16 protein-coding genes and 1 tRNA gene are annotated in these 18972 nt (G+C 62.7%); 9 read left to right on the forward strand and 8 right to left on the reverse strand.

Features of this window, described 5'->3' with window-relative positions; all coding sequences use genetic code 11:
* Nucleotides 1-44: 44 nt before the first annotated feature.
* From A6V37_RS10870 to A6V37_RS10880, 3 genes are all read right to left on the reverse strand, one after another.
* Nucleotides 45-869: an ABC transporter permease gene (locus A6V37_RS10870; RefSeq protein WP_064270038.1), complete on the reverse strand. Its 825-nt coding sequence runs from the start codon at nucleotides 867-869 to the stop codon at nucleotides 45-47.
* Complete coding sequence (locus A6V37_RS10875; RefSeq protein ID WP_423213149.1) at nucleotides 866-1855, reverse strand: ABC transporter substrate-binding protein; 990 nt, start codon at nucleotides 1853-1855, stop codon at nucleotides 866-868. Before A6V37_RS10875 ends, A6V37_RS10870 begins: the two co-directional genes overlap by 4 nt.
* A 254-nt stretch (nucleotides 1856-2109) precedes the next feature.
* Complete coding sequence (locus A6V37_RS10880) at nucleotides 2110-3180, reverse strand: LacI family DNA-binding transcriptional regulator (protein WP_064285986.1); 1071 nt, start codon at nucleotides 3178-3180, stop codon at nucleotides 2110-2112.
* Between the two features lie 182 nt (nucleotides 3181-3362).
* On the opposite strand from A6V37_RS10880, the gene A6V37_RS10885 reads away from it, so the two are divergent.
* Nucleotides 3363-3447 (forward strand) — tRNA-Leu (locus A6V37_RS10885).
* A gap of 149 nt (nucleotides 3448-3596) precedes the next feature.
* On the opposite strand, the gene A6V37_RS10890 is transcribed toward A6V37_RS10885, so the two are convergent.
* Complete coding sequence (locus tag A6V37_RS10890) at nucleotides 3597-4001, reverse strand: lysozyme inhibitor LprI family protein (protein WP_064270035.1); 405 nt, start codon at nucleotides 3999-4001, stop codon at nucleotides 3597-3599.
* A gap of 301 nt (nucleotides 4002-4302) precedes the next feature.
* On the opposite strand from A6V37_RS10890, the gene A6V37_RS10895 reads away from it, so the two are divergent.
* Nucleotides 4303-5763, forward strand: a complete 1461-nt coding sequence (locus A6V37_RS10895; protein WP_082902793.1) for a trypsin-like peptidase domain-containing protein — start codon at nucleotides 4303-4305, stop codon at nucleotides 5761-5763.
* 39 nt (nucleotides 5764-5802) lie between these two features.
* On the opposite strand, the gene A6V37_RS10900 is transcribed toward A6V37_RS10895, so the two are convergent.
* Complete coding sequence (locus A6V37_RS10900) at nucleotides 5803-8580, reverse strand: MGH1-like glycoside hydrolase domain-containing protein (RefSeq protein WP_064270057.1); 2778 nt, start codon at nucleotides 8578-8580, stop codon at nucleotides 5803-5805.
* Nucleotides 8581-8790: 210 nt separating this feature from the next.
* On the opposite strand from A6V37_RS10900, the gene A6V37_RS10905 reads away from it, so the two are divergent.
* Nucleotides 8791-9738 carry a pseudouridine-5'-phosphate glycosidase gene (locus A6V37_RS10905; RefSeq protein ID WP_064270034.1) on the forward strand — a complete coding sequence of 316 codons (948 nt, stop codon included), beginning with the start codon at nucleotides 8791-8793 and terminating at the stop codon, nucleotides 9736-9738.
* Between the two features lie 205 nt (nucleotides 9739-9943).
* Complete coding sequence (locus tag A6V37_RS10910; RefSeq protein WP_064270033.1) at nucleotides 9944-10969, forward strand: acyltransferase family protein; 1026 nt, start codon at nucleotides 9944-9946, stop codon at nucleotides 10967-10969.
* Nucleotides 10970-11002: 33 nt separating this feature from the next.
* Here the strand turns inward: A6V37_RS10910 and A6V37_RS38955 are convergent, their stop codons facing one another.
* Nucleotides 11003-11605 (reverse strand): mechanosensitive ion channel family protein, encoded by a 603-nt coding sequence (locus A6V37_RS38955; RefSeq protein WP_242665875.1) that lies wholly within the window; start codon nucleotides 11603-11605, stop codon nucleotides 11003-11005.
* A gap of 30 nt (nucleotides 11606-11635) precedes the next feature.
* Here A6V37_RS38955 and A6V37_RS10920 point away from each other — a divergent pair, with 30 nt between their 5' ends.
* Nucleotides 11636-11878 (forward strand): hypothetical protein, encoded by a 243-nt coding sequence (locus A6V37_RS10920; RefSeq protein ID WP_064270031.1) that lies wholly within the window; start codon nucleotides 11636-11638, stop codon nucleotides 11876-11878.
* A 94-nt stretch (nucleotides 11879-11972) separates the two neighbouring features.
* On the opposite strand, the gene A6V37_RS10925 is transcribed toward A6V37_RS10920, so the two are convergent.
* Nucleotides 11973-12731, reverse strand: coding sequence for an SDR family NAD(P)-dependent oxidoreductase (locus A6V37_RS10925; protein ID WP_064270030.1), 759 nt, complete (start codon nucleotides 12729-12731; stop codon nucleotides 11973-11975).
* A 219-nt stretch (nucleotides 12732-12950) separates the two neighbouring features.
* On the opposite strand from A6V37_RS10925, the gene A6V37_RS10930 reads away from it, so the two are divergent.
* From A6V37_RS10930 to A6V37_RS10940, 3 genes are all read left to right on the forward strand, one after another.
* Entirely contained in the window at nucleotides 12951-14138 is a 1188-nt protein-coding gene (locus A6V37_RS10930) for a glycosyltransferase family 87 protein (RefSeq protein WP_064270029.1), read from the forward strand.
* Nucleotides 14139-14190: 52 nt separating this feature from the next.
* On the forward strand, nucleotides 14191-14412 hold the full coding sequence (locus A6V37_RS10935) for a hypothetical protein (protein WP_064270028.1): 222 nt from the start codon (nucleotides 14191-14193) through the stop codon (nucleotides 14410-14412).
* 116 nt (nucleotides 14413-14528) lie between these two features.
* Nucleotides 14529-15032, forward strand: coding sequence for a M48 metallopeptidase family protein (locus A6V37_RS10940; RefSeq protein WP_064270027.1), 504 nt, complete (start codon nucleotides 14529-14531; stop codon nucleotides 15030-15032).
* Between the two features lie 10 nt (nucleotides 15033-15042).
* Here A6V37_RS10940 and A6V37_RS10945 read toward each other — a convergent pair whose 3' ends face one another.
* Entirely contained in the window at nucleotides 15043-17355 is a 2313-nt protein-coding gene (locus A6V37_RS10945; RefSeq protein WP_064285987.1) for an FdhF/YdeP family oxidoreductase, read from the reverse strand.
* A 180-nt stretch (nucleotides 17356-17535) separates the two neighbouring features.
* Between A6V37_RS10945 and A6V37_RS10950 the strand changes: the two genes are divergently transcribed.
* Nucleotides 17536-18969 (forward strand): aminotransferase-like domain-containing protein, encoded by a 1434-nt coding sequence (locus tag A6V37_RS10950; protein ID WP_064285988.1) that lies wholly within the window; start codon nucleotides 17536-17538, stop codon nucleotides 18967-18969.
* Nucleotides 18970-18972: the final 3 nt, after the last annotated feature.

Here is an 18972-nt window from a genome sequence, read left to right on the forward strand (position 1 = left end):
AGTCCTGTCGTCCGCTTGAGAAGCGCCGGGTTTGGAGAGGCCGCTCATGCGCTGGCCGCCACGGCTGAGCCGCTTACACTGCGCGCCAACGCCAGAACGGCCCACGTGACGATGCCGAGCACGATCGACAGACCCGCGGCCGTCACCATGTTTGCGTTGAGCGTGAACTCGGTGTAGATGGTCATCGGCAAGACGTCGATGTCGGTGGCGAGCGTGAACGCCGTGCCGAACGCGCCCATCGCGGTGGCGAAGCACACTGCGCCCGCTGCGATCAGACCCGGCGAGAGCGCGGGCAGCACGATGTCGCGCATGATGCGCCACGGCGACGCGCCGAGCGACCGCGCCGCTTCTTCGAGCGAGGCGTCGAGCTTGGTCGCCGAGGCCATCACGGTGACGATCACGCGCGGAATCGAGAAGTACAGGTAGCCGAGAAAGAGGCCGCTCATCGAATACGCGAACACCCAGCGGTCGCCCGTGAGTTTCAGCGAGAGCGCGCCGATCAGCCCCTGGCGTCCCGCCAGCATGATGACCATGAAGCCGACCACCACGCCGGGAAACGCCAGCGGGAAGGTGAGCAGCGCGAGCAGCGTGCGCTTGAGCGCAAACTCGCGGCGCGCCAGCAGCAACCCCGCGATCACCGACAGCACCAGCGTGGTGGCGGTGACCGCCGCGGACAACAGCACGGTCGCGCCGAGGCTCGTCATATAGCGCGGGTTCGTGAGCATGGCGCGATAGGTGGCGAACGCGTGGCCATCGCCGCTCAGCTGCGCGAGCGCGACCATCGGCAAGAGCCAGAAGGCGATGAACACCGCCAGCGCCGGCGCGATCAACGCGATGCGCCAGCGCAGCGGGAACGTGATGTCGTTCAATGCATCACCTGCAGATAACGCTCGCCGAAGCTCGCCTGCTTCTCCGCCATCTTGCCGAAGTCGACCGGTTTGGCGCGAGCGTAGTCGCTCGCCGGCAGGAATTTCGCGGCGGTGTCAGGGCTCATCGCATTCGCGCGCACCGGGCGCAGATAGGCGTCGGCCCAGAGCTTCTGGCCTTCGTCGGAGAGCACGAAATCGAGCACCTTCTTGCCGTTCGCTTCATGCGGCGCGCCCTTCACGAGGCTCATCACGTACGGCACCGAGATCGTGCCTTCCTTCGGAATCACGAACTCGACGTTGGCGTGATCCTTGTACTTCGCGCGGTAGGCGTCGAAATCGTAGTCCAGCAGGATGGGAATTTCACCGGACATTACGCGGGCATAGGCCGTCTGCTTCGGCACGATCGGCGCGTTCGCCTTGAGCTTGCGGAACCAGTCGAGGCCCGGCTCGAAGTTGTCGAGCGTGCCGCCGAGCGCCTGATTCACCGCCACCGCGCCCGCATAGCCGACAAACGCGCTCGACGGATCGAGATAGCCGATCATGCCTTTGTATTCAGGCTTGAGCAGGTCGGCCCAGGAACGTGGCACCGGCTTGCCTTCGAGTGCATCCTTGTTGACGAAAAAGCCCAGCGTGCCCGAATGAATCGCAAACCAGTAGCCTTGCGGATCCTTCAGATTGGCGGGAATGTCGTCCCAGTGCGCGGGCTTGTACGTCTGAATCACGCCTTTGTCTTTCGCCTGGAAGGCCGACGATACGCCGAGATACACCACGTCGGCGACCGGGCTCTTCTGCTCGGCCATCAGTTGTGCGATGGATTGTCCGGAGTTCTTGTTGTCGAACGGCACGCGAATGCCGGTCTTCTGCTGGATCGCCTTGATCTGGCTTGCCCAGTCGGCCCATTCAGGCGGGCAGTTGTAGCAGATTGCGGTTTCGTCGGCGTGCGCCGTTTGCGCACTGAGCGAGGTCAGCGCGGCGGTGACGATCATGCCGGCCGACAGCGCGGCAGCGGTGGAGCGCGCAAGGCGGCGCCAGAGCGGTTGGGCCGGTGAGGCGAAACGTGTGGCTAAGCGGATCACTTCAGGTCTCCTGGTCAGGAAGAGAGCGGGTGGTTTGGAGTGAGGCGTGGGTGCGGCAAAGTCGTGCTGCGGTGTCTGTCTTGCCGGGCAGCGTGTTAACGTTTTCATACGGGCACGTGCGAATGCATGGCGCGGGCTGACGACTGGCTCATGTGACGGACGCTTCAGGCAAACGGCCGCTCGGCGGCCGCCAGATCATGCGCCGGCGCCGCTTCGTCGCGGTTGGGAAACGCCGCGATGGTGGCGCCTTCACGCAGGCTGTGCGGCAAGGTCAGCGCGAGCGACGTCTGATTCAGGGATTCGTAGTTGCGGGTGACGCGCGCCAGCAAACTGCGCCAGGCCGCGCAGCCGATCTCGCGATTCGGCGCGCAAATGCTGGCGAGCGGCGGCGACAGCAGCTCGCCCATCGCGAGGCCGTCGAAACCGAGAATGGACATGTCGTGCGGAATCCGCAGACGCGCGCGGCGCAGGCCGCGCATGACCACCATCGCGAGCAGGTCGTTGCTGCAGAAGAGGGCACTTGGTCGATTCGGGCCGCTGGTCAGATGGGCGAGCACGGAGGGGGAGAGTTCCTCCGCGTTGAAGTCGACTTCGAGCGCCGGCGCCGGTGTCAGACCGGCCTGCTGCATGGCCTGCGCATAGCCGAGATGACGCTGGCGGGCGCGATCCGAGGCGGCGAGCGAACCGGCCAGCATCAGGATGCGGCGATGGCCGCGGGCGATCAGCATGCGCACGCCGTCGTAGGCGGCGAGACGGTTGTCGACCGAGACCGATGGGCGGCGCACGGTGTCGTTATGCATCAGCACGTAGAGCAGGCCGGCGCGGTCGAGTTCGTCGAGCAGCGGATGCGTGTCGGCATCGGCGACGGTCAGGATCAGGCCTTCGACGCGCTGTTCGCGCAGCGTTTCGATCGCGTGGCGTTCGCGGTCAGCGTCGTACTGCGTGGTCATCAGCATGAGCCGGTAGCCTTGCGCCGAGGCGAGCTCGTCGATGCCTTGCAGGCATTCGGCGAACACGGGATTGGCGAGCGTCGGCAGAATCACGCCGATTAGGCGCGTGCGCTCACCGCGCAGTTGCCGGCCAAGCGGGCTGGGGCGGAAGTTCAGGGCGTCGATGGATTGACGCACTTTCTCAAGCGTGACCGGATTGACGGTGTGCGGCGCGTTGATCGCGCGCGACACGGTGGCGATGGAGAAGCCCGCGTGGGCGGCCACATCCTTGATCGTCGGGGTCATTAAATTCCGCTCCGTGTGAAACCGTTTACGGGAGCGGATTATCGGGAACGTTTGTGCCTGGCGGATGACTTCGAATTTTGCTGTGGCGGTGTCCGGGAGGGGGCGGGCGGGGCGGCGCTGCCGCCGTTTGGAGCGCTCGCCAGGCAATGGTAGAATTCGCCTCCACACGCAGTTCGACCCCCGCCGGGGTGATGAAATTGGTAAACATAGCGGACTTAAAATCCGCCGCTTCACGGCTTGCCGGTTCGAGTCCGGTCCCCGGCACCAGGAAGTATTCCAACCAGTTCCGCTGAAATATCCGAAGTCGCCGCGCCACAAGGCTCTGCGTTTTCTTTGTGCGTGCGTGCCGCGGGAATGTCGACGTGCAGCCGGCGATCAATGATGGATAATCGGCCAGACCGAACCTGGCCTGCGCATCACGGACCGTAGTAATTCAATTCATCGATCCTTGCGCGGATCGCGTCCACGTTGAGCGCCTCGATATCGGCGCTCGCCATCGATCCCCGGTCGGCTCGCCATGGACCATTATCGGCTTGACGCTGCGCCTCGCGATAGGCCAGCCACTGACGTTGGGCGTTGCGGATCAGCGTGCGCGTTTGCGGATCGGCGTTGCGCATGATCCGTTGATACACGTCGTTCATGCGTTTGTCGTACGCAAGGTAGGCCTGGTGCGAACAGTCGGTCATGCCCTCCGTAGTCTGCCCGGCCGGCGTGCCGAGACAGGCCTCGGCCTGAGCCTCGATCGGATCGACTTTCTTTTGCGCCGACGCGACGGGCACGGCAAGAATCATCAGGATCAGAAAACTAGCCGTTCGTGTCATCGTCCGCCCCCGTCCGTTGATAGCTGTCAAACCGCAATGACACATGTTGCCAGTGGCGGGGCATAGCGGCGCCGTCTACATGCGCACGGATCGCCTCGCAGGCGAAGCGCACCACTCACGCGAACACATTGGCGACCAGCGCTTCACCAAGGCGGCCTCAACCGCGACCCTACCCAGGAATAGCGCTACCTGTCTTTTCCCGCCAGCTCCGCTATAAATCAGAGTAGGCGAGAGTCACGCTTTTTCGCACCGGCGCGCTACGCACCCGGCGCGGGCAAAACACCTGCTACGGAGGCGCACTGTGTTCGATCGGACGCTTGCTCGCACCCTGTTCCACGCTGCCGTGACAGCGGTGCTTATCACGTGCTATGCCTGTCTGCCGCCGACGGCGAACGCCGTGGGCGCGGCCCCGCTGTCGGCGAAGGAAAAGCGGGTTTCAGCGGCTAACGCTTCAGCGCCGGTCGACTTCCCGACCATCGTCGAGCGATACGGGCCCGCCGTCGTGAATATCAGCACGACTACCCCGCAGCAGCAATCGCCGCAGACGGCCCCCGTGCCAATCGACGCCGACGACCCGCTTCTGGCGTTCGTCACGCGTATGGTGCCGCGATCGACGGCATCCCAGGACAGTTCGCCACGCGCCATCACAGGTACCGGGTCCGGTTTCATTGTCAGCCCCGATGGCCTCATTCTGACTACCGCTCATGTGGTGGATCAAGCCACCGAATTGACGGTCAGACTGACCGATCGACGCGAGTTCAAAGCGAGGGTGCTGGCCGTCGACACGCAGAGCGACGTCGCGGTCATTCAGGTCGATGCCACGAAGCTTCCTACCGTCAAACTTGGGGACTCGTCGCGGGTGCGCGTCGGCGAATCGGTTCTGACGATCGGCTCGCCCGACAGCTTCGAGAATACGGTGAGCGCCGGCATTGTCAGCGCCACCTCTCGCACGTTGCCGGACGGGAGCAGTTTTCCGTTTTTTCAAACCGATGTTTCGAACAATCCGGACAATTCCGGTGGCCCGCTGTTCAACCGTGCAGGCGAGGTGGTAGGCATCGACGTGCAGATTTATGCAGACTCGGAGCGGTTTCCCAGCCTGACCTTCGCCATCCCGATCAACCTGACGGCCAAGGTGCGATCGCAGGTGCTAGCCTCGCGCGCGCCACCGCCGGGCGGACTTGGTGTGGAGGTTCAGGACGTCGGCCCCGGCTTGGCGGTGGCCTTTGGCCTGCCGCGACCGGCGGGCGCGCTGATCAATTCCGTCGCGCCAGGCACACCGGCGGCCTCGAGCGGCCTCAAGCCAGGCGACGTCATCCTGCAGATCGGCGACAAAACGATTGATCACTCGGCCGAACTCGGCGCGGCTGCCGCTGAACTGCCGCCCGGGACGAAAACCACACTCCGGCTGGTCCGGAATCGAAAACCGATGACGGCGACGGTCATGATCGGCGCGTCCGCGGAAAACCCGCAGGCCCGGCCCGGCGAAGGCGGCGCAACGGAACGCCTCGGCTTGACCCTGCATCCGTTGAGCGAGGACGAGCGGCGCGCCCGCGACCTTCCCGTTGGCTTGATGGTGGACAAGGTCGATGGGCCCGCCGCAAGCGCAGGCATTCAGCCCGGCGACATCGTTCTTTCGCTCAATGGCACGCTGGTCGAAACGCAGGCGGACGTGGCAGCGCTGGAAGCAAAGGCCGGCAAGGAGATCGCGGTGCTCATACAGCGCGACAACGCGCGCAGCTTTGTTTCCGTCAAACCTAGATGAGCATCCCGGCGCGGGCAGCAGGGGTGCCGCGAGAAATCGCTACCGGGCCATGGCTGCTGCGGCGTGTTTGGCTACCGGCGTAACTTCGGGCGTTGCCTCGGACTCAAACTCTAACGCATCCTCAGCCGCATCCTCAGGCGCTACATGGGATAACTTCATCAGGCGCGGCTGGAGCAGCAGCGCGACGAGCCCGCTCCAGCCGGTCTGATGCGAAGCGCCGACGCCGCGCCCGTTGTCGCCGTGAAAGTACTCGTGAAACAGGATGAGATCCCGCGAACGCGGGTCGGCTTGCAGCATCGGATAGGCCGTCATCACGGGCCGCACGCCTTGTGCATCTTTCAGAAAGAGCCTGGTGACGCGCCGCGCAAGGTCGTCGGCAATCTCGCTCAGCGACAGACTGTTGCCCGATCCGGTCGGATAGTCGACACGAAACTCATCGCCGTAATAGCGATAGAACTCATACAGCGATTCGATCAGCAGGTAGTTGACCGGTATCCAGACCGGCCCGCGCCAGTTCGAATTGCCGCCGAACACACGCGAGTCCGATTCGGCCGGCTGATACTCAACGCGAACGCTCACGCCGTCATGGTCGAACACGTACGGCGCATCGCGATGCACACGGGACAGGGCCCGCACGCCGTAGTCGGAAAGAAACTCGTTTTCACAGAGTGCGCGGCGCAACAGCGATTTCATCCGGTGTCCGCGCAACAGCGAGAGCAGGGTGGTGTTGCCCTTGCCGGGTTCGGTCCAGCGTGACACCAGCTTGGCCAGATTCGGCCGATGATCGAGAAACCACGCCAGCCGCTCACGCAATCCCGGCAGATGGCCGTACACCCGTTCCTCCAGCACATGAACGGCGATCAACGGAATCAGCCCGACGATCGAACGGATGCGCATCGGCACACGCGTGCCGTCGGGCAGGTGCAGCACGTCGTAGAAAAACTCGTCGCTTCTGTCCCATAGCCCTGTGCTGCAGCCTTCGCTGCAACCGACCGCTTCCGCGATATACAGAAAGTGCTCGAAGAACTTCACCGCGATTTCGACGTAGGCGTTGTTCGTCATCGCCACTTCGAGGCCGATCTGCATCAGGTCGAGCGCGTAGGAGGCCATCCACGCGGTGCCGTCGGCCTGATCGATGCGGCCGCCGGTCGGCAGCGGCGAAGAGCGGTCGAAGATGCCGACGTTGTCGAGCCCAAGAAAACCGCCCTGAAAGATGTTGCGGTCGTCCGCGTCCTTGCGGTTGACCCACCACGAGAAATTGAGCAGCAGCTTGTGGAACATGACTTCGAGAAACTCGTGATCGCCGACGCCCGTTACCTCGCGGTCGAGTTCATATACACGCCAGGTTGCCCACGCATGAACGGGGGGATTCGCATCGCCGAACGCCCACTCGTAGGCGGGCAATTGCCCGTTGGGATGCATATAGCGCTCCTTCACGAGCAGCAGCAATTGCTTCTTCGCGAAGTCGGGATCGATCATGGCGAACGCGACCGCATGAAACGCGAGATCCCACGACGCGTACCACGGGTACTCCCACTTGTCCGGCATCGACACGATGTCGCCGTTGCACATGTGCCGCCAGTCCGCGTTGCGGCCGTGCCTGCGCCCTTTCGGCGGCTGCGGTTGGCCGGGGTCGCCGTCGTGCCAGCGCGTCACATCGAACTGGTAGTACTGCTTCGACCACAGCATGCCGGCGAGCGCCTGACGCTGCACGAGCCGCGCATCGGCGTCGGGGATGTCGTGCTGAAGCGCCGCATAGAATTCGTCGGCTTCCGCTAGCCGGCGCGCGAAGAGGTCTTCCATGTCGAGCGGCGCGTCACCTGAAGACGCTTCGGGACGCCAGCGCAGATACAGCACCGAGCACTCGTGAGGCGCGAGTTGAAGAACCACATGCGCGGCGGCGCGGGTGCCTTTGTCGCGCCGGATTGCCTGCTCGTCGCCGTCGACGAGGTAGTCATTGAAGCCGTCCTTGAACGGCCCGGCTCCATCCACGCCGAAGATGCGGCGCACATTCGTTTCGTTTTCGCAGAAGAGCCACTCGATCGGCGCTTGCGCCGACGCGGTCACGATCATCGTGCCGAGCGCGGGATTGTGCGCGACGACGCACGCGCCTTCCTCCGGATTCGACGCCAGCGTGAGCGACGGCTTGCCGGGCTTGCCCGACCACGCCCATCGGTTGCGCGCCCAGAATTGCGGCAACACATGGAGCGCCGCGCACTGATCCGCGCGATTCTCGACGGTGACGCGCATGACGATATCGTCTGGGGTGTGCTTCGCATACTCGACGCACACGTCGAAGTAGCGGTTGTCGTCGAACACGCCCGTATCGAGGATTTCATATTCGGGTTGTTCAGCGCCGCGCCGCCGGTTCTCGTCGATCAGATCCTGATACGGGTACGCGTCATGGGGATATTTGTACAGCATCTTCATGTACGAATGCGTCGGCGTGCCGTCGAGATAGAAGTAAAGCTCCTTCACGTCCTCGCCGTGATTGCCTTGTTCATTCGTCAGGCCGAAGAGCCGTTCCTTGATGATCGGATCGTGCCCGTTCCAGAGAGCGAGCGAGATACACCAGTCGAGCGGATCGTTGCCGAATCCCGCAATGCCGTCCTCACCCCAGCGGTACATGCGGCTGCGCGCGTGATCGTGTGGAAAGTAGTCCCAGGCGGTGCCGTATTCGCTGTAGTCTTCGCGAACCGTGCCCCACTGGCGTTCGCTCAGATACGGTCCCCAGCGGCGCCAGCGGTCGAGGTCCGGGCCATGGAGACGGGCACCTTCCTTCGACTGGAGCAGATTGATTGCGCGTAGCGGTGGCATGAGACCTCCCGACCCGACGTCGACCATCCAGTGCGCTCGGTGCGCGGATGTCGCTCCTCGCCATCATGAGCGCCGTATGCGCGGTGGACATAGGGCACTCAACGTCACCTCGGCAGTATCTGAATGATAGGCGCCATTGCTGTGGCGCGCGACCCGTGAACCCGCCTTGTGTTGCATACTTGTGCGAATCACATCACCGGATACCTCGACATGGCCGCGGACCTCGCACACTCGTGGTTGACCTACAGCGCACCGGTGGCCGCCGCACACGCTGCCGGCCGCCCGCTGGTTGCGCTGGAATCGACCATCATCGCTCACGGCATGCCTTATCCGGAGAACGTTCGCACCGCGCGAGAAGTGGAAGCCCTGATCCGTGACCTGGGCGCCGAGCCCGCGACTATCGCGCTGATCGGCGGGCGAATCCGCATCGGACTTTCTGACGACGAACTGGAACTGCTCGGCCGCTCCGACCAGGTACACAAAGTCAGCCGCCGCGACTTGCCGGCGGTGCTGGCCGGCGGCGGGCTTGGCGCCACCACAGTGGCGGGCACGATGATCTGTGCCGCTCTCGCCGGCATCGAGGTGTTCGTGACCGGCGGCATTGGCGGCGTGCATCGGGGTGCGCCGGAAACCTTCGACATTTCGGCCGACCTGCAAGAGCTGGCGAGGACCTCGGTGGCGGTGGTGTGTGCCGGTGCGAAGTCGATCCTGGACATCGGGCTCACGCTGGAATACCTGGAAACGCACGGCGTGCCGGTGCTCAGTTGCGAGCAGGACAATTTCGCGGCGTTTTACACGCGCGACAGCGGCTTTCGCGCGGACTTCAGGCTGGACGACGCGGCGCAGCAGGCGCGCTTCATCCGTACCAAGTGGGACCTCAGCCTCGCGGGCGGCGTGGTGTTGAGCACGCCGGTGCCGGAAGCGGCCGCGATGCGAGTCGAAGAGATCGACGCGCTGACTCGGCAGGCGCTCACCGAGGCCACGGAGCAGGGCATCACCGGTAAGGCGGTGACTCCGTTCCTGCTGGCTCGCATCAAGGCACTGACGGGTGGACGGAGCCTCGCGACGAATATCGCGCTCGTGAAACACAACGCCGAGGTGGGGGCGAGGCTGGCGCTGGCGTTGGCACATGCGAGGCAGGGGGCAGGCGCGGCGTAGGCGCGTGCCGTAATCAAAGCTACCGCGCCACTGCTGTCAGCGTGCGCAACTATTCGAGCAGTTGCACAGCGGGACTTGGCAGGATGCCGTGCCGCCGGCGGAAGACCTCGACCTGAGTAGGGGCGCTATTGCCGATTCTTAAGCGATCAAGCTAGCTCGAAATTTCCGGTAAGATTCGGAAACTTTTTGAGCGGCAGGGTCCGGGATGGGCAATAAAAACAGCGGAATCCAAGGGCTGCGGGCGTTTGCCGCCTGCCTGGTCGTGCTTCAGCATGCGATCTATTTCGGATGTTCGGCCAAGGGCGTCGGCTTTATGCAATATCTGCCGATTGGATTCGGTCAGGTTGGCACCGGCATTTTCTTTGTGATTTCCGGGTATGTCATGACTATGTGCCTGCCTCAGGGCGCGATGTTCATGCCTCAACGGATCGCCCGTATCTACCCTGCGTTCTGGGCTGCCGTCGCCCTGAGCGGTCTTGCCATTCCGCTGATCGGCCATGAATGGCACTTCGATTTTTACTCGATCACACTGCTGCCGGCTTCCGCGTTCAACGAATACTACGCCGTGCCGTACTGGACGCTGGTCTACGAAATGGTGTTCTACGCCATCATGTACGCGTTGATTATGTGCCGCCTGTCGCGTCGTCATGTTGCCATGGCGCTCGGACTGTGGGCCGTGGTCATTGCCATTGTTTGCCAGGCGGGAATCCATCCGTTTCCCGATGACGTGAGCGCGATGGTGGCCGGCAAGTGGATCTTCGTATCGCCTGCCAACTTCGAATTTATCGCGGGCGCGTTGTATGGTCTGGTGGGGCGCGAAGCGTTGAAGACCGCTAATCCGCTGACGATTGCGATCCAGTCGCTCACTCTGTTCATCATCGCGCAGACGCTGGCGCCGATGCCTTACTACGTGCGTTACGCTTTGTGGGGAATGTCCTTCATGCTCTTGCTGAATCTGGTGCAAGGCATGCGCGCTCCCCGTTTCCTGGAACGCGCGGGCGATTACTCGTACGGCCTGTATCTGGTCCAGTCGATATTCTGTCAAGTCGGCGCATATTGCATGGCGCGGTTTTTCCCCTCCGCGTCGACGTTCATGTTTGTCGCTGTAACGATCGCCACGGCACTGGCCGCCGGATTCTGTTTCGGCGCACTCGAGTTTGGCTTCCATGGGAAGCTCGTCAAACCGATGCTGCGTCGGCTAACGCCGTCGGCGACACTGAAACCTGTTTAAACAGACCGCGCCATCGGCAGTTCGAAATCCTGATCAATCGGCCGTGCATTCAGCCCGCACGGCCGCGCGATGAAAATGAACATCGAGCTGCGGGTAGGGAATCCCGATCTTGTGCTTATCCAGTGCGGTTTTGATACCTTCCATCATGTCGTAATAGACGTCCCAGTAATCCGCATTGTTCGCCCACACGCGCACCACGTAGTTGAGGGAAGATGCGGCCATTTCGTTCAACCGGATCGTGTTGCCCAGGTGATGCAGAATGCGCGAGTCGCTCTCCACGACACGGGACAGAACGGCCTTCACATGGCTGACTTCGGAGTCGTAGGCCACGCCGACGATGATCTCGATGCGGCGGTGCGGATGGCGCGTGTAATTGATAATGTTGCCGCCGATGATCTTGCCGTTGGGGACGACGACCACCTCGCCACGCGCGCGGCGTCCATTTGTAATCGAATAGCTAGGGCGAATGTAAGCAAAAACGTAACCATTACGTCTAAAAAGTAAAAGCTCGTAAATGGCGCCGTATCGCTTCAGGTGATGTGGTATTACTCGGTGCCCTGATTGAGAAGGGTAATGACAGGATGCGCGCGCCTGGCTGACCGACCTGCTGCAACTGCCGCACATGCCGCATTTCACGCGCGCCAATCTTTTATTCGAGAATAAGTCATGAAGAAGACGATCATTGTGTTTGTGCTAGCCGCGCTTAGCCCGCTGGCCCATGCGAGCTTCTCCAGTGGTGCTCACAAGTTCAAGAGCGACGTCAAGACGGCAGGAAAGAACACCGGGCACGCCGTGCACAATGCCGCGGTGGCGGTCGGCCACGGTGCGAAAGCCGCCGGCCATGCCGTTGCGGATACAACCAAGCACGGTTACCACGCAACGAAGAAGTTCGTAACCGGGCACGCATAAACGGACACGCACCGAGTTCGTTCTCGACGCGGCCCTGCAATCGCCACAAGCCGCCGCATGGGGCTGAGTGGTCGCCTCCTTGTGCGTATCCCGGCTAGCCCTGAACGGAATAGCCGCCGTCGACCGGAATGACTGCGCCGGTCACGAAATCGCATTCACTCGAGCACAGCGCCACGGCAATGCCGGCCAGATCCTGCGGCTTGCCCCAGCGGCGCTGAGGTGTGCGGCTCAGAACGCTTGCCTCGAGATCGGGAAAGAGCCGCTTGGCTTCGGCCGTCAGTTCGGTTTCGATCCAGCCCGGCAGCAGCGTGTTGACCTGAATGTTCTCGGGTGCCCACTCTACGGCCCACGCTTTGCCGAGTTGCACGATCCCGCCTTTGCTCGCCGCATAGGCCGATCCATAGGTCGTGCCGAACAGCGAGAGCATCGAGCCGATATTGATGATCTTGCCGCCGCCGGCGCGCACAAACGCAGCATGGATCGCCTGGGCGCAGAAGTGCGCACCGCTCAGGTTCGTATCGACGATGCGATGCCACTCTTCGGCGTTCAGCTCATGCCCCGGTTTCCGGATATTCATCCCGGCGTTGTTCACGAGGATGCTTAGGCTGCCGAAATGATGTTCAGCCTGTTCGATCGCCTCGACACACTCGCCGTGCTTTGTGATGTCGGCCTGGATAAACATGCCGTTGCCGCTGCCGCCCGGCAATGACGCAAGCGCAGCGTGTCCCTTGTCAGCGTCGCGACCGATTAGTGCGACACGCGCGCCGGCCGCGACCATGCCCTGGGCAATGCCTAGCCCAATGCCGCTCGCACCGCCCGTGACAACGGCGATTTTTCCCGAAAGATTGAACATGTCTCGCTCCGATTGAGCTTGGAGATAGGAATCGGACGTCAGCTTAGCTTGATCCAACCCGATATATGACGGGCGTCGCGCACGATTTTTTCGGCGGCAGATGATGTGTTTTGGGAATGATCAAGACTGAGCGCCCTGTTGTGCGACAGCCGGGCGTCACGCCCAGCGATCCATAATTGGTATAGACTCCCGCGAAAAGAGGACTGAAAGGGGGAGGCCATGGCAACGACAGCAGTCGCGCGCCTTAGTGCGCCACGCGTTCGCTTCTACGCTGTTGTCTTTCTGACGATCCAATGCATCTATCTTGCGATATCGGCGATCCGCTACTACGGATTCGCAGACCGAGCCGCACCCATGGTCGGCGCGGACTTCGTCATATTCTGGTCAGCGGCAAGGGTCGCGCTTGAGCACGGCGCGCCGGCCGTGTTCTCGGCACACTGGATGGGCCCGATTGAATCGGCGCTTTGGCGGCACGATTCGTTTGCCCCGTGGCCTTATCCGCCCACTTTCCTTTTAGCTGTAATCCCGTTCGGACTGCTCTCGTTCGGCGGCGCATTGCTAGCGTTTCTCGGCATCGGCATCGCGGCCTATGGGGCGATGCTGTCAAGAATCGTGCGAGAGGCAGGTAGTGGGGCATTCCTGTTGATGGTCGCTTTTCCAGGTGCAGCAATTGCCATCGTCACCGGCCAGAATTCGCTGCTCACTGCTGCGGCCGCGGGAGGCGCGCTTGTGCTGCTTCCATCTAGCCCGTTACTTGCCGGTGCGTGCATTGCGGTGCTTGCCATCAAACCGCAGTTCGGCGTTCTGGTTCCCGTCGCATTGATTTGCGCACGCCAATGGAGGGCGCTGCTGTCTGCCGCCCTGTGCAGCTTTGCGATTGCTGGAGTTAGCGCTGTCGCGTTTGGCCGTGAGACGTGGGTCGCGTTTGCGACGTTTCTACCGGAATTCAACAGGGTTGCTGTCGAACACGGACGCGAATTATGGGTTGGCATGCCGACCATGTTCGCCGCCGCGAGGCTGGCCGGTTTGCCGGTTCGCGCAGCCTACGTCGTGTATGCAATGGTGGCGTTGCCGGCGGCGATTGCCATGGCCTGGCTGTGGGTCAGGGACGTCCGGTTCGAGCTTCGCGCAGCGGCGCTGGTCGTTGCGACGTTGCTCGTGCAGCCGTATTTCATGTACTACGATCTCGCATGGCTGGCGTTGCCGATCGCGTTTGTGTTGCGGGATGCCGAAAGGGTCGCGTTGAACCGCGCCGATTGGCTCGTCCTTGCCGTGGCGTGGCTCACGCCAGCAGCAGCGTATTTCGCCTTCAGATTCGACGCTCCTGTTCAGGTAACGCCGGTGATCCTGATTGGATTGCTGGTGGTCATTGTGCGCCGCGCCGTGACACCCCGAGGGGTCGAATGAGTTCCCAGGCAATCATGCTAGGATTCCCATCACGTATTCTTGGGAGACCGCCATGCCCACCGAATCATTCCGCTACAACGGCCGCCAGGTCAAAATCGAAATGGCCGACGACGATCACGGCAACTGGAACTGGTCCTACACCATCGACGGTGAGCATCGCACCGAGAGCCGCGACCGTCCGCATCGCTCTTACGAGACGACGCTCAAGGAAGCCAAAATCGCCGCGGAACGGCATGCTGAAGCCATCGCCGGCACCGCGCTCGACGAAAGCTGAGCACGGCGTAGAAGTATTTCTGCCGATGTGCCGCGGGGCGGCTAAAGCTTGCCGCCCGTGGCGGTGCGTCCGCGGCGCGTAATATGTGATCTTTGGCGTTCCCCTGAAGAAGTACCATGCACCACCTGAAATACCTGACCGGCTACCCGCCACCGCTGCAAGAGAAGGTCAAGAAGCTGATAGCCGGCGACCAGCTCGGCGCCTATCTCGCCGAGCGCTACCCGAACACGCACGAAGTCCAAACAGACAGAGCGCTGTACACCTACTGCGCCGACCTGAAACGCGAGCACCTGCGCAGCGCCGAGCAGATCGACAAAGTCACCTACGACAGCAAACTCGACGTCGTGCGCCACGCGCTAGGCTTGCATACCAGCATCTCCCGCGTGCAAGGCGGCAAGCTGAAGGCGAAGAAAGAAATCCGCATCGCGTCGCTATTCAAATCGGCGGCGCCGGAATTCCTGAAGATGATCGTGGTGCACGAACTCGCTCACCTGAAGGAAAGCGACCACAACAAGGCCTTCTACCGCTTGTGCGAGTTCATGCAGCCGGGCTACCACCAGATCGAATTCGACCTGCGCCTTTATCTGACCCATCGAGACCTGGCAAAGAAGCAGGCCTGACGACCCAGCATCAGGCCGCCGCCTCGACCTCGGAAAGCTTCAGCAACACCGGAATCGACTTCGACGTTGGCGTTCCCGCGCCATCCGCAACAGAAGAGAGCGGCACCAGCGGATTCGTCTCCGGATAATAAGCGCCGAGACATCCGCGCGGAATGTCGTACTCCACGAGCAGGAAACCTTCCGCGTGACGCTCGATGCCATCGTCCCACACGCTCGTGATATCCACACGCTGTCCCGCGGCGAAACCGAGCATCGCCAGATCGTCCTTGTTGGCGAACAGCACGCGGCGTTGCCCGTACACGCCACGATAGCGGTCATCGAGGCCGTAAATCGTCGTGTTGTACTGATCATGCGAACGCGTCGTCATCAGGGTCATCAGGCGCTCGCCATAGACCTTGCGCGCGCGGTGAATCGGCGTATCCATGGCGATCGCATGCACGAGGAACTGCGCCTTGCCGCTCGGCGTTTTCCAGATCCGCTCGCGTGATGCCACGCCCAGGTGGAAGCCGCCGGGGTTCTTCAGGCGCTCGTTGTAATCCGTGAATCCTTCGATCACTTGCGCAATACCGTCGCGTATCAGCGCATAGTCGGCGGCGTGCGCGAGCCAGTCCACTTTCGCGCTGCCGAGCGTTGCGTGCGCCATGCGCGCGACAATCGCAATTTCCGAGAGCAGATTTTCCGAAGCGGGTTTGTTCATGCCGTACGAGATGTGCACCATGCTCATCGAATCTTCGACGCTCACGCCCTGCGCCACGCCGTTCTGCAGGTCGATTTCGGTGCGGCCGAGGGTCGGCAGAATCAGCGCGTCGCGGCCATGCACGAGGTGACTGCGGTTCAGCTTGGTGGTGATGTGCACGGTCAAATCGCACGAGCGCATCGCTTCCCACGTGCGCGGCGTATCGGGCGTCGCAATCGAAAAATTGCCGCCCAGACCAATGAACACCTTCACGTGGCCGTCGAGCATCGCCTGAATGGTATTGACGACGTCGAGTCCGTGCTCGCGCGGCGGATCGAAATCGTAGACTTCGCCGAGCCGGTCGAGAAACGCCTGCGTCGGCCTTTCCTCGATGCCGACCGTGCGGTCGCCCTGCACGTTCGAGTGTCCGCGCACCGGGCACAGACCCGCGCCGCGCCGGCCGATATTGCCGCGCATCATCATCAGGTTCGACAGGATCTGCACCGTCGGCACCGAATTCTTGTGCTGCGTGAGGCCCATGCCCCATGTCGAAATCACGGCGCGCCCCTTCACGTAGATGTCGGCGAGCTTGAGCACGTCGTCGAACGGCACGCCTGATTCGGCGACGATGGTGTCCCAGCTTTCGGCGCGCAGATCGTCGGCGAACGCTTCGAAACCCACCGTGTGTTCGGCGATAAACGCGACGTCCAGCACGCGCTCGAGACCGGAGACTTGCGCTTCGTCGTCGAGTTCGATCACGCGTTTGGCCACCCCCTTGATCAGCGCGAAGTCGCCGCCGACTTTCGGCCGGATGAACACGGAGCTGATCTTCGTGCTGCCCATCGTCAGCATTTCCACCGGATGCTGCGGGCTCGCGAAGCGTTCCAGGCCACGCTCCTTCAGCGGATTGATCGACACGATGGTGGCGCCGCGCTTCGCGCACTCGCGCAGCTCGCCGAGCATGCGCGGATGGTTGGTGGCCGGATTCTGGCCGAAGATCAGCAGCGTGTCGACGTGTTCGAAGTCGTCCAGCGTCACCGTGCCTTTGCCGATGCCGACCGTGTGCGGCAAGCCGCGGCTGGTCGCTTCGTGGCACATGTTTGAACAGTCGGGAAAGTTGTTGGTGCCGTACATGCGCACGAACAGCTGGTACAGGAACGCGGCTTCGTTGCTGGCTCGGCCCGACGTGTAGAACGCGGCGCGGTCAGGGTCGTCGAGCCGCTTCAGGTGAGCGGCGATCAGGTCGAACGCGGCGTCCCAGCCGATCGGCACGTAACGGTCGCGCAGCGCGTCGTAGACGAGCGGGTCGGTCAGGCGGCCATGCTGTTCGAGTTCGAAGTCCGACTGCGACATCAGGTCGGTGACGCTGTGTTCCTCGAAGAACGCCGGCGTCACGCGCTTGCTGGTGGCTTCGGCGGCCACCGCCTTGACGCCGTTTTCGCAGAATTCGAAGGTGGATGCGTGCTCGCGATCCGGCCACGCGCAGCCAGGGCAGTCGAAACCGTCAGGCTGATTCTGTTTGAGCAGGGTGCGGTAGTTGCCGCCCGTCACCTTTTCCTTGATGAGGTTGATGGCGACGTACTTGAGCGCCCCCCAGCCGGCGGCGGGATGGGTGTAGGGTTCGATGCGAGCTTCAGTCTTCTTCATGATGGTGCCGCTGGATCAGGCCCGGATAAGGCGGTAAAGGGCGGTTTAGCCGATACCCGCAAGCCTACTGTGTTCCAAAAGGGCCGCTGCATACAGAAAAACACAAAGCCGAGGGATACAGTTGCCGGATTTTTGTCTTAGACTGGCGCTCCAGCCCACGCTTTTGTTCGACCCAGCCCCTTGAAACTGTACGAAAAGCTCGCCGATGAAATCTCGGAAGCCGTGCACCGCGGCGTGTTCGCGGCCGGCGAGCGGATTCTATCGGTGCGGCAGGCGAGCCAGCAGCACGGCGTGAGCATCAAGACGGTGCTGCACGCATACGCGTTGCTGGAAAGCCGGGGAATTGTCGAGACCCGTCCACAGTCCGGCTATTTCGTGCGCGACGCGTCGGCGAGGGCAGCAGCGCCCGGCGAGCCGCGTCTCGCTCACTCGCCCGCGCCCGCCACACCGCCGGTCGCCGCCACCGTGGACGTGAGCCGCCTCGTGCTGTCGACGCTGCGCAGTATCCGGGCGCACGACGCCGTGCCATTCGGTTCGCCGTATCCCGACCCGTCGTTGTTTCCGTGGCGGCGCATCAACCAGTACGCGAACGCGATTGCCCGCCGCCACGCGAGCTGGAACCTGATCGACGACCTGCCGCCCGGCAACCCGGAGCTGATCCGGCAGATCGCGCGCAGATATGCCGAGCACGGCGTGCCGGTCGATCCCGGCGAAATCGTCATCACGCTCGGCGCGACCGAGGCGATCAATCTCAGCCTGCAGGCGGTCGCGCGGCCGGGCGACACGGTGGCCGTCGAATCGCCGACCTATTACGCGATGCTGCACGCCATCGAGCGCCTGGGCATGCGTGCGATCGAGGTGGCGACGCATCCGGTTGACGGCATCGACATCGACGCGCTCGCCCGGGTAATCGCCGAGCAGAAGATCGCCGCGTGCATGGTGATGCCGAACTTCCAGAATCCGCTCGGTTTCCAGATGAGCGACGCGCGCAAGCGGCAACTGGTCGAGCTGCTCGCGGCGCACGAGATTCCGGTGATCGAGAACGATGTGTATCAGGAGTTGTATTTCGGCGAGTCGCGGCCTTCGACTCTGAAGAGCTTCGATACGCAAGGGCTGGTGCTGCATTGCGCGTCGTTTTCCAAAAGCCTGAGCGCGTCGTACCGGATCGGCTGGGCGCTGCCCGGACGCTATCGCGCGCAGGTCGAGAAGCTGAAGTTTCTCAACACGCTGACCACGCCCTCGGTGCCGCAGGTCGCGGTCGCCGACTATTTGCGCCAGGACAGCTACGACCGGCATCTGCGGCATCTGCGCAAGATCTACCGGCAGCAGGCGAGCATCATGACGGCGATGGTGCAGCGGTTCTTTCCAGCCGGCACGCGCATGTCGGCACCGCGCGGCGGCTACGTGCTATGGGTGGAGTTGCCCGAGCGGGTCGATTCGATGCGGCTGTATCAGGCGGCGCTCGCGCGCGGCATCACGGTAGGTCCCGGCATGATGTTCTCGACGCGCAACGATTACCGTCACTTTATCCGCCTGAACTACAGCTATCCGTGGACGCCGCAGACCGAAGCCGCATTGAAGACGCTGGGCGACCTGGTCACGCACATGGCGTGAGAG

This window comes from Paraburkholderia ginsengiterrae (genome assembly GCF_001645125.1).
Classification (GTDB): domain Bacteria; phylum Pseudomonadota; class Gammaproteobacteria; order Burkholderiales; family Burkholderiaceae; genus Paraburkholderia; species Paraburkholderia ginsengiterrae.

Excerpts from the sequence above, each read along its gene's own strand:
- A6V37_RS10875 (WP_423213149.1), bottom strand. The coding sequence starts at position 1,855 with ATGATCGTCACCGCCGCGCTGACCTCGCTCAGTGCGCAAACGGCGCAC.
- A6V37_RS10880 (WP_064285986.1), bottom strand. The coding sequence starts at position 3,180 with ATGACCCCGACGATCAAGGATGTGGCCGCCCACGCGGGCTTCTCCATC.
- A6V37_RS10890 (WP_064270035.1), bottom strand. The coding sequence starts at position 4,001 with ATGACACGAACGGCTAGTTTTCTGATCCTGATGATTCTTGCCGTGCCC.
- A6V37_RS10900 (WP_064270057.1), bottom strand. The coding sequence starts at position 8,580 with ATGCCACCGCTACGCGCAATCAATCTGCTCCAGTCGAAGGAAGGTGCC.
- A6V37_RS10905 (WP_064270034.1), top strand. The coding sequence starts at position 8,791 with ATGGCCGCGGACCTCGCACACTCGTGGTTGACCTACAGCGCACCGGTG.
- A6V37_RS10910 (WP_064270033.1), top strand. The coding sequence starts at position 9,944 with ATGGGCAATAAAAACAGCGGAATCCAAGGGCTGCGGGCGTTTGCCGCC.
- A6V37_RS10920 (WP_064270031.1), top strand. The coding sequence starts at position 11,636 with ATGAAGAAGACGATCATTGTGTTTGTGCTAGCCGCGCTTAGCCCGCTG.
- A6V37_RS10925 (WP_064270030.1), bottom strand. The coding sequence starts at position 12,731 with ATGTTCAATCTTTCGGGAAAAATCGCCGTTGTCACGGGCGGTGCGAGC.
- A6V37_RS10930 (WP_064270029.1), top strand. The coding sequence starts at position 12,951 with ATGGCAACGACAGCAGTCGCGCGCCTTAGTGCGCCACGCGTTCGCTTC.
- A6V37_RS10935 (WP_064270028.1), top strand. The coding sequence starts at position 14,191 with ATGCCCACCGAATCATTCCGCTACAACGGCCGCCAGGTCAAAATCGAA.
- A6V37_RS10940 (WP_064270027.1), top strand. The coding sequence starts at position 14,529 with ATGCACCACCTGAAATACCTGACCGGCTACCCGCCACCGCTGCAAGAG.
- A6V37_RS10945 (WP_064285987.1), bottom strand. The coding sequence starts at position 17,355 with ATGAAGAAGACTGAAGCTCGCATCGAACCCTACACCCATCCCGCCGCC.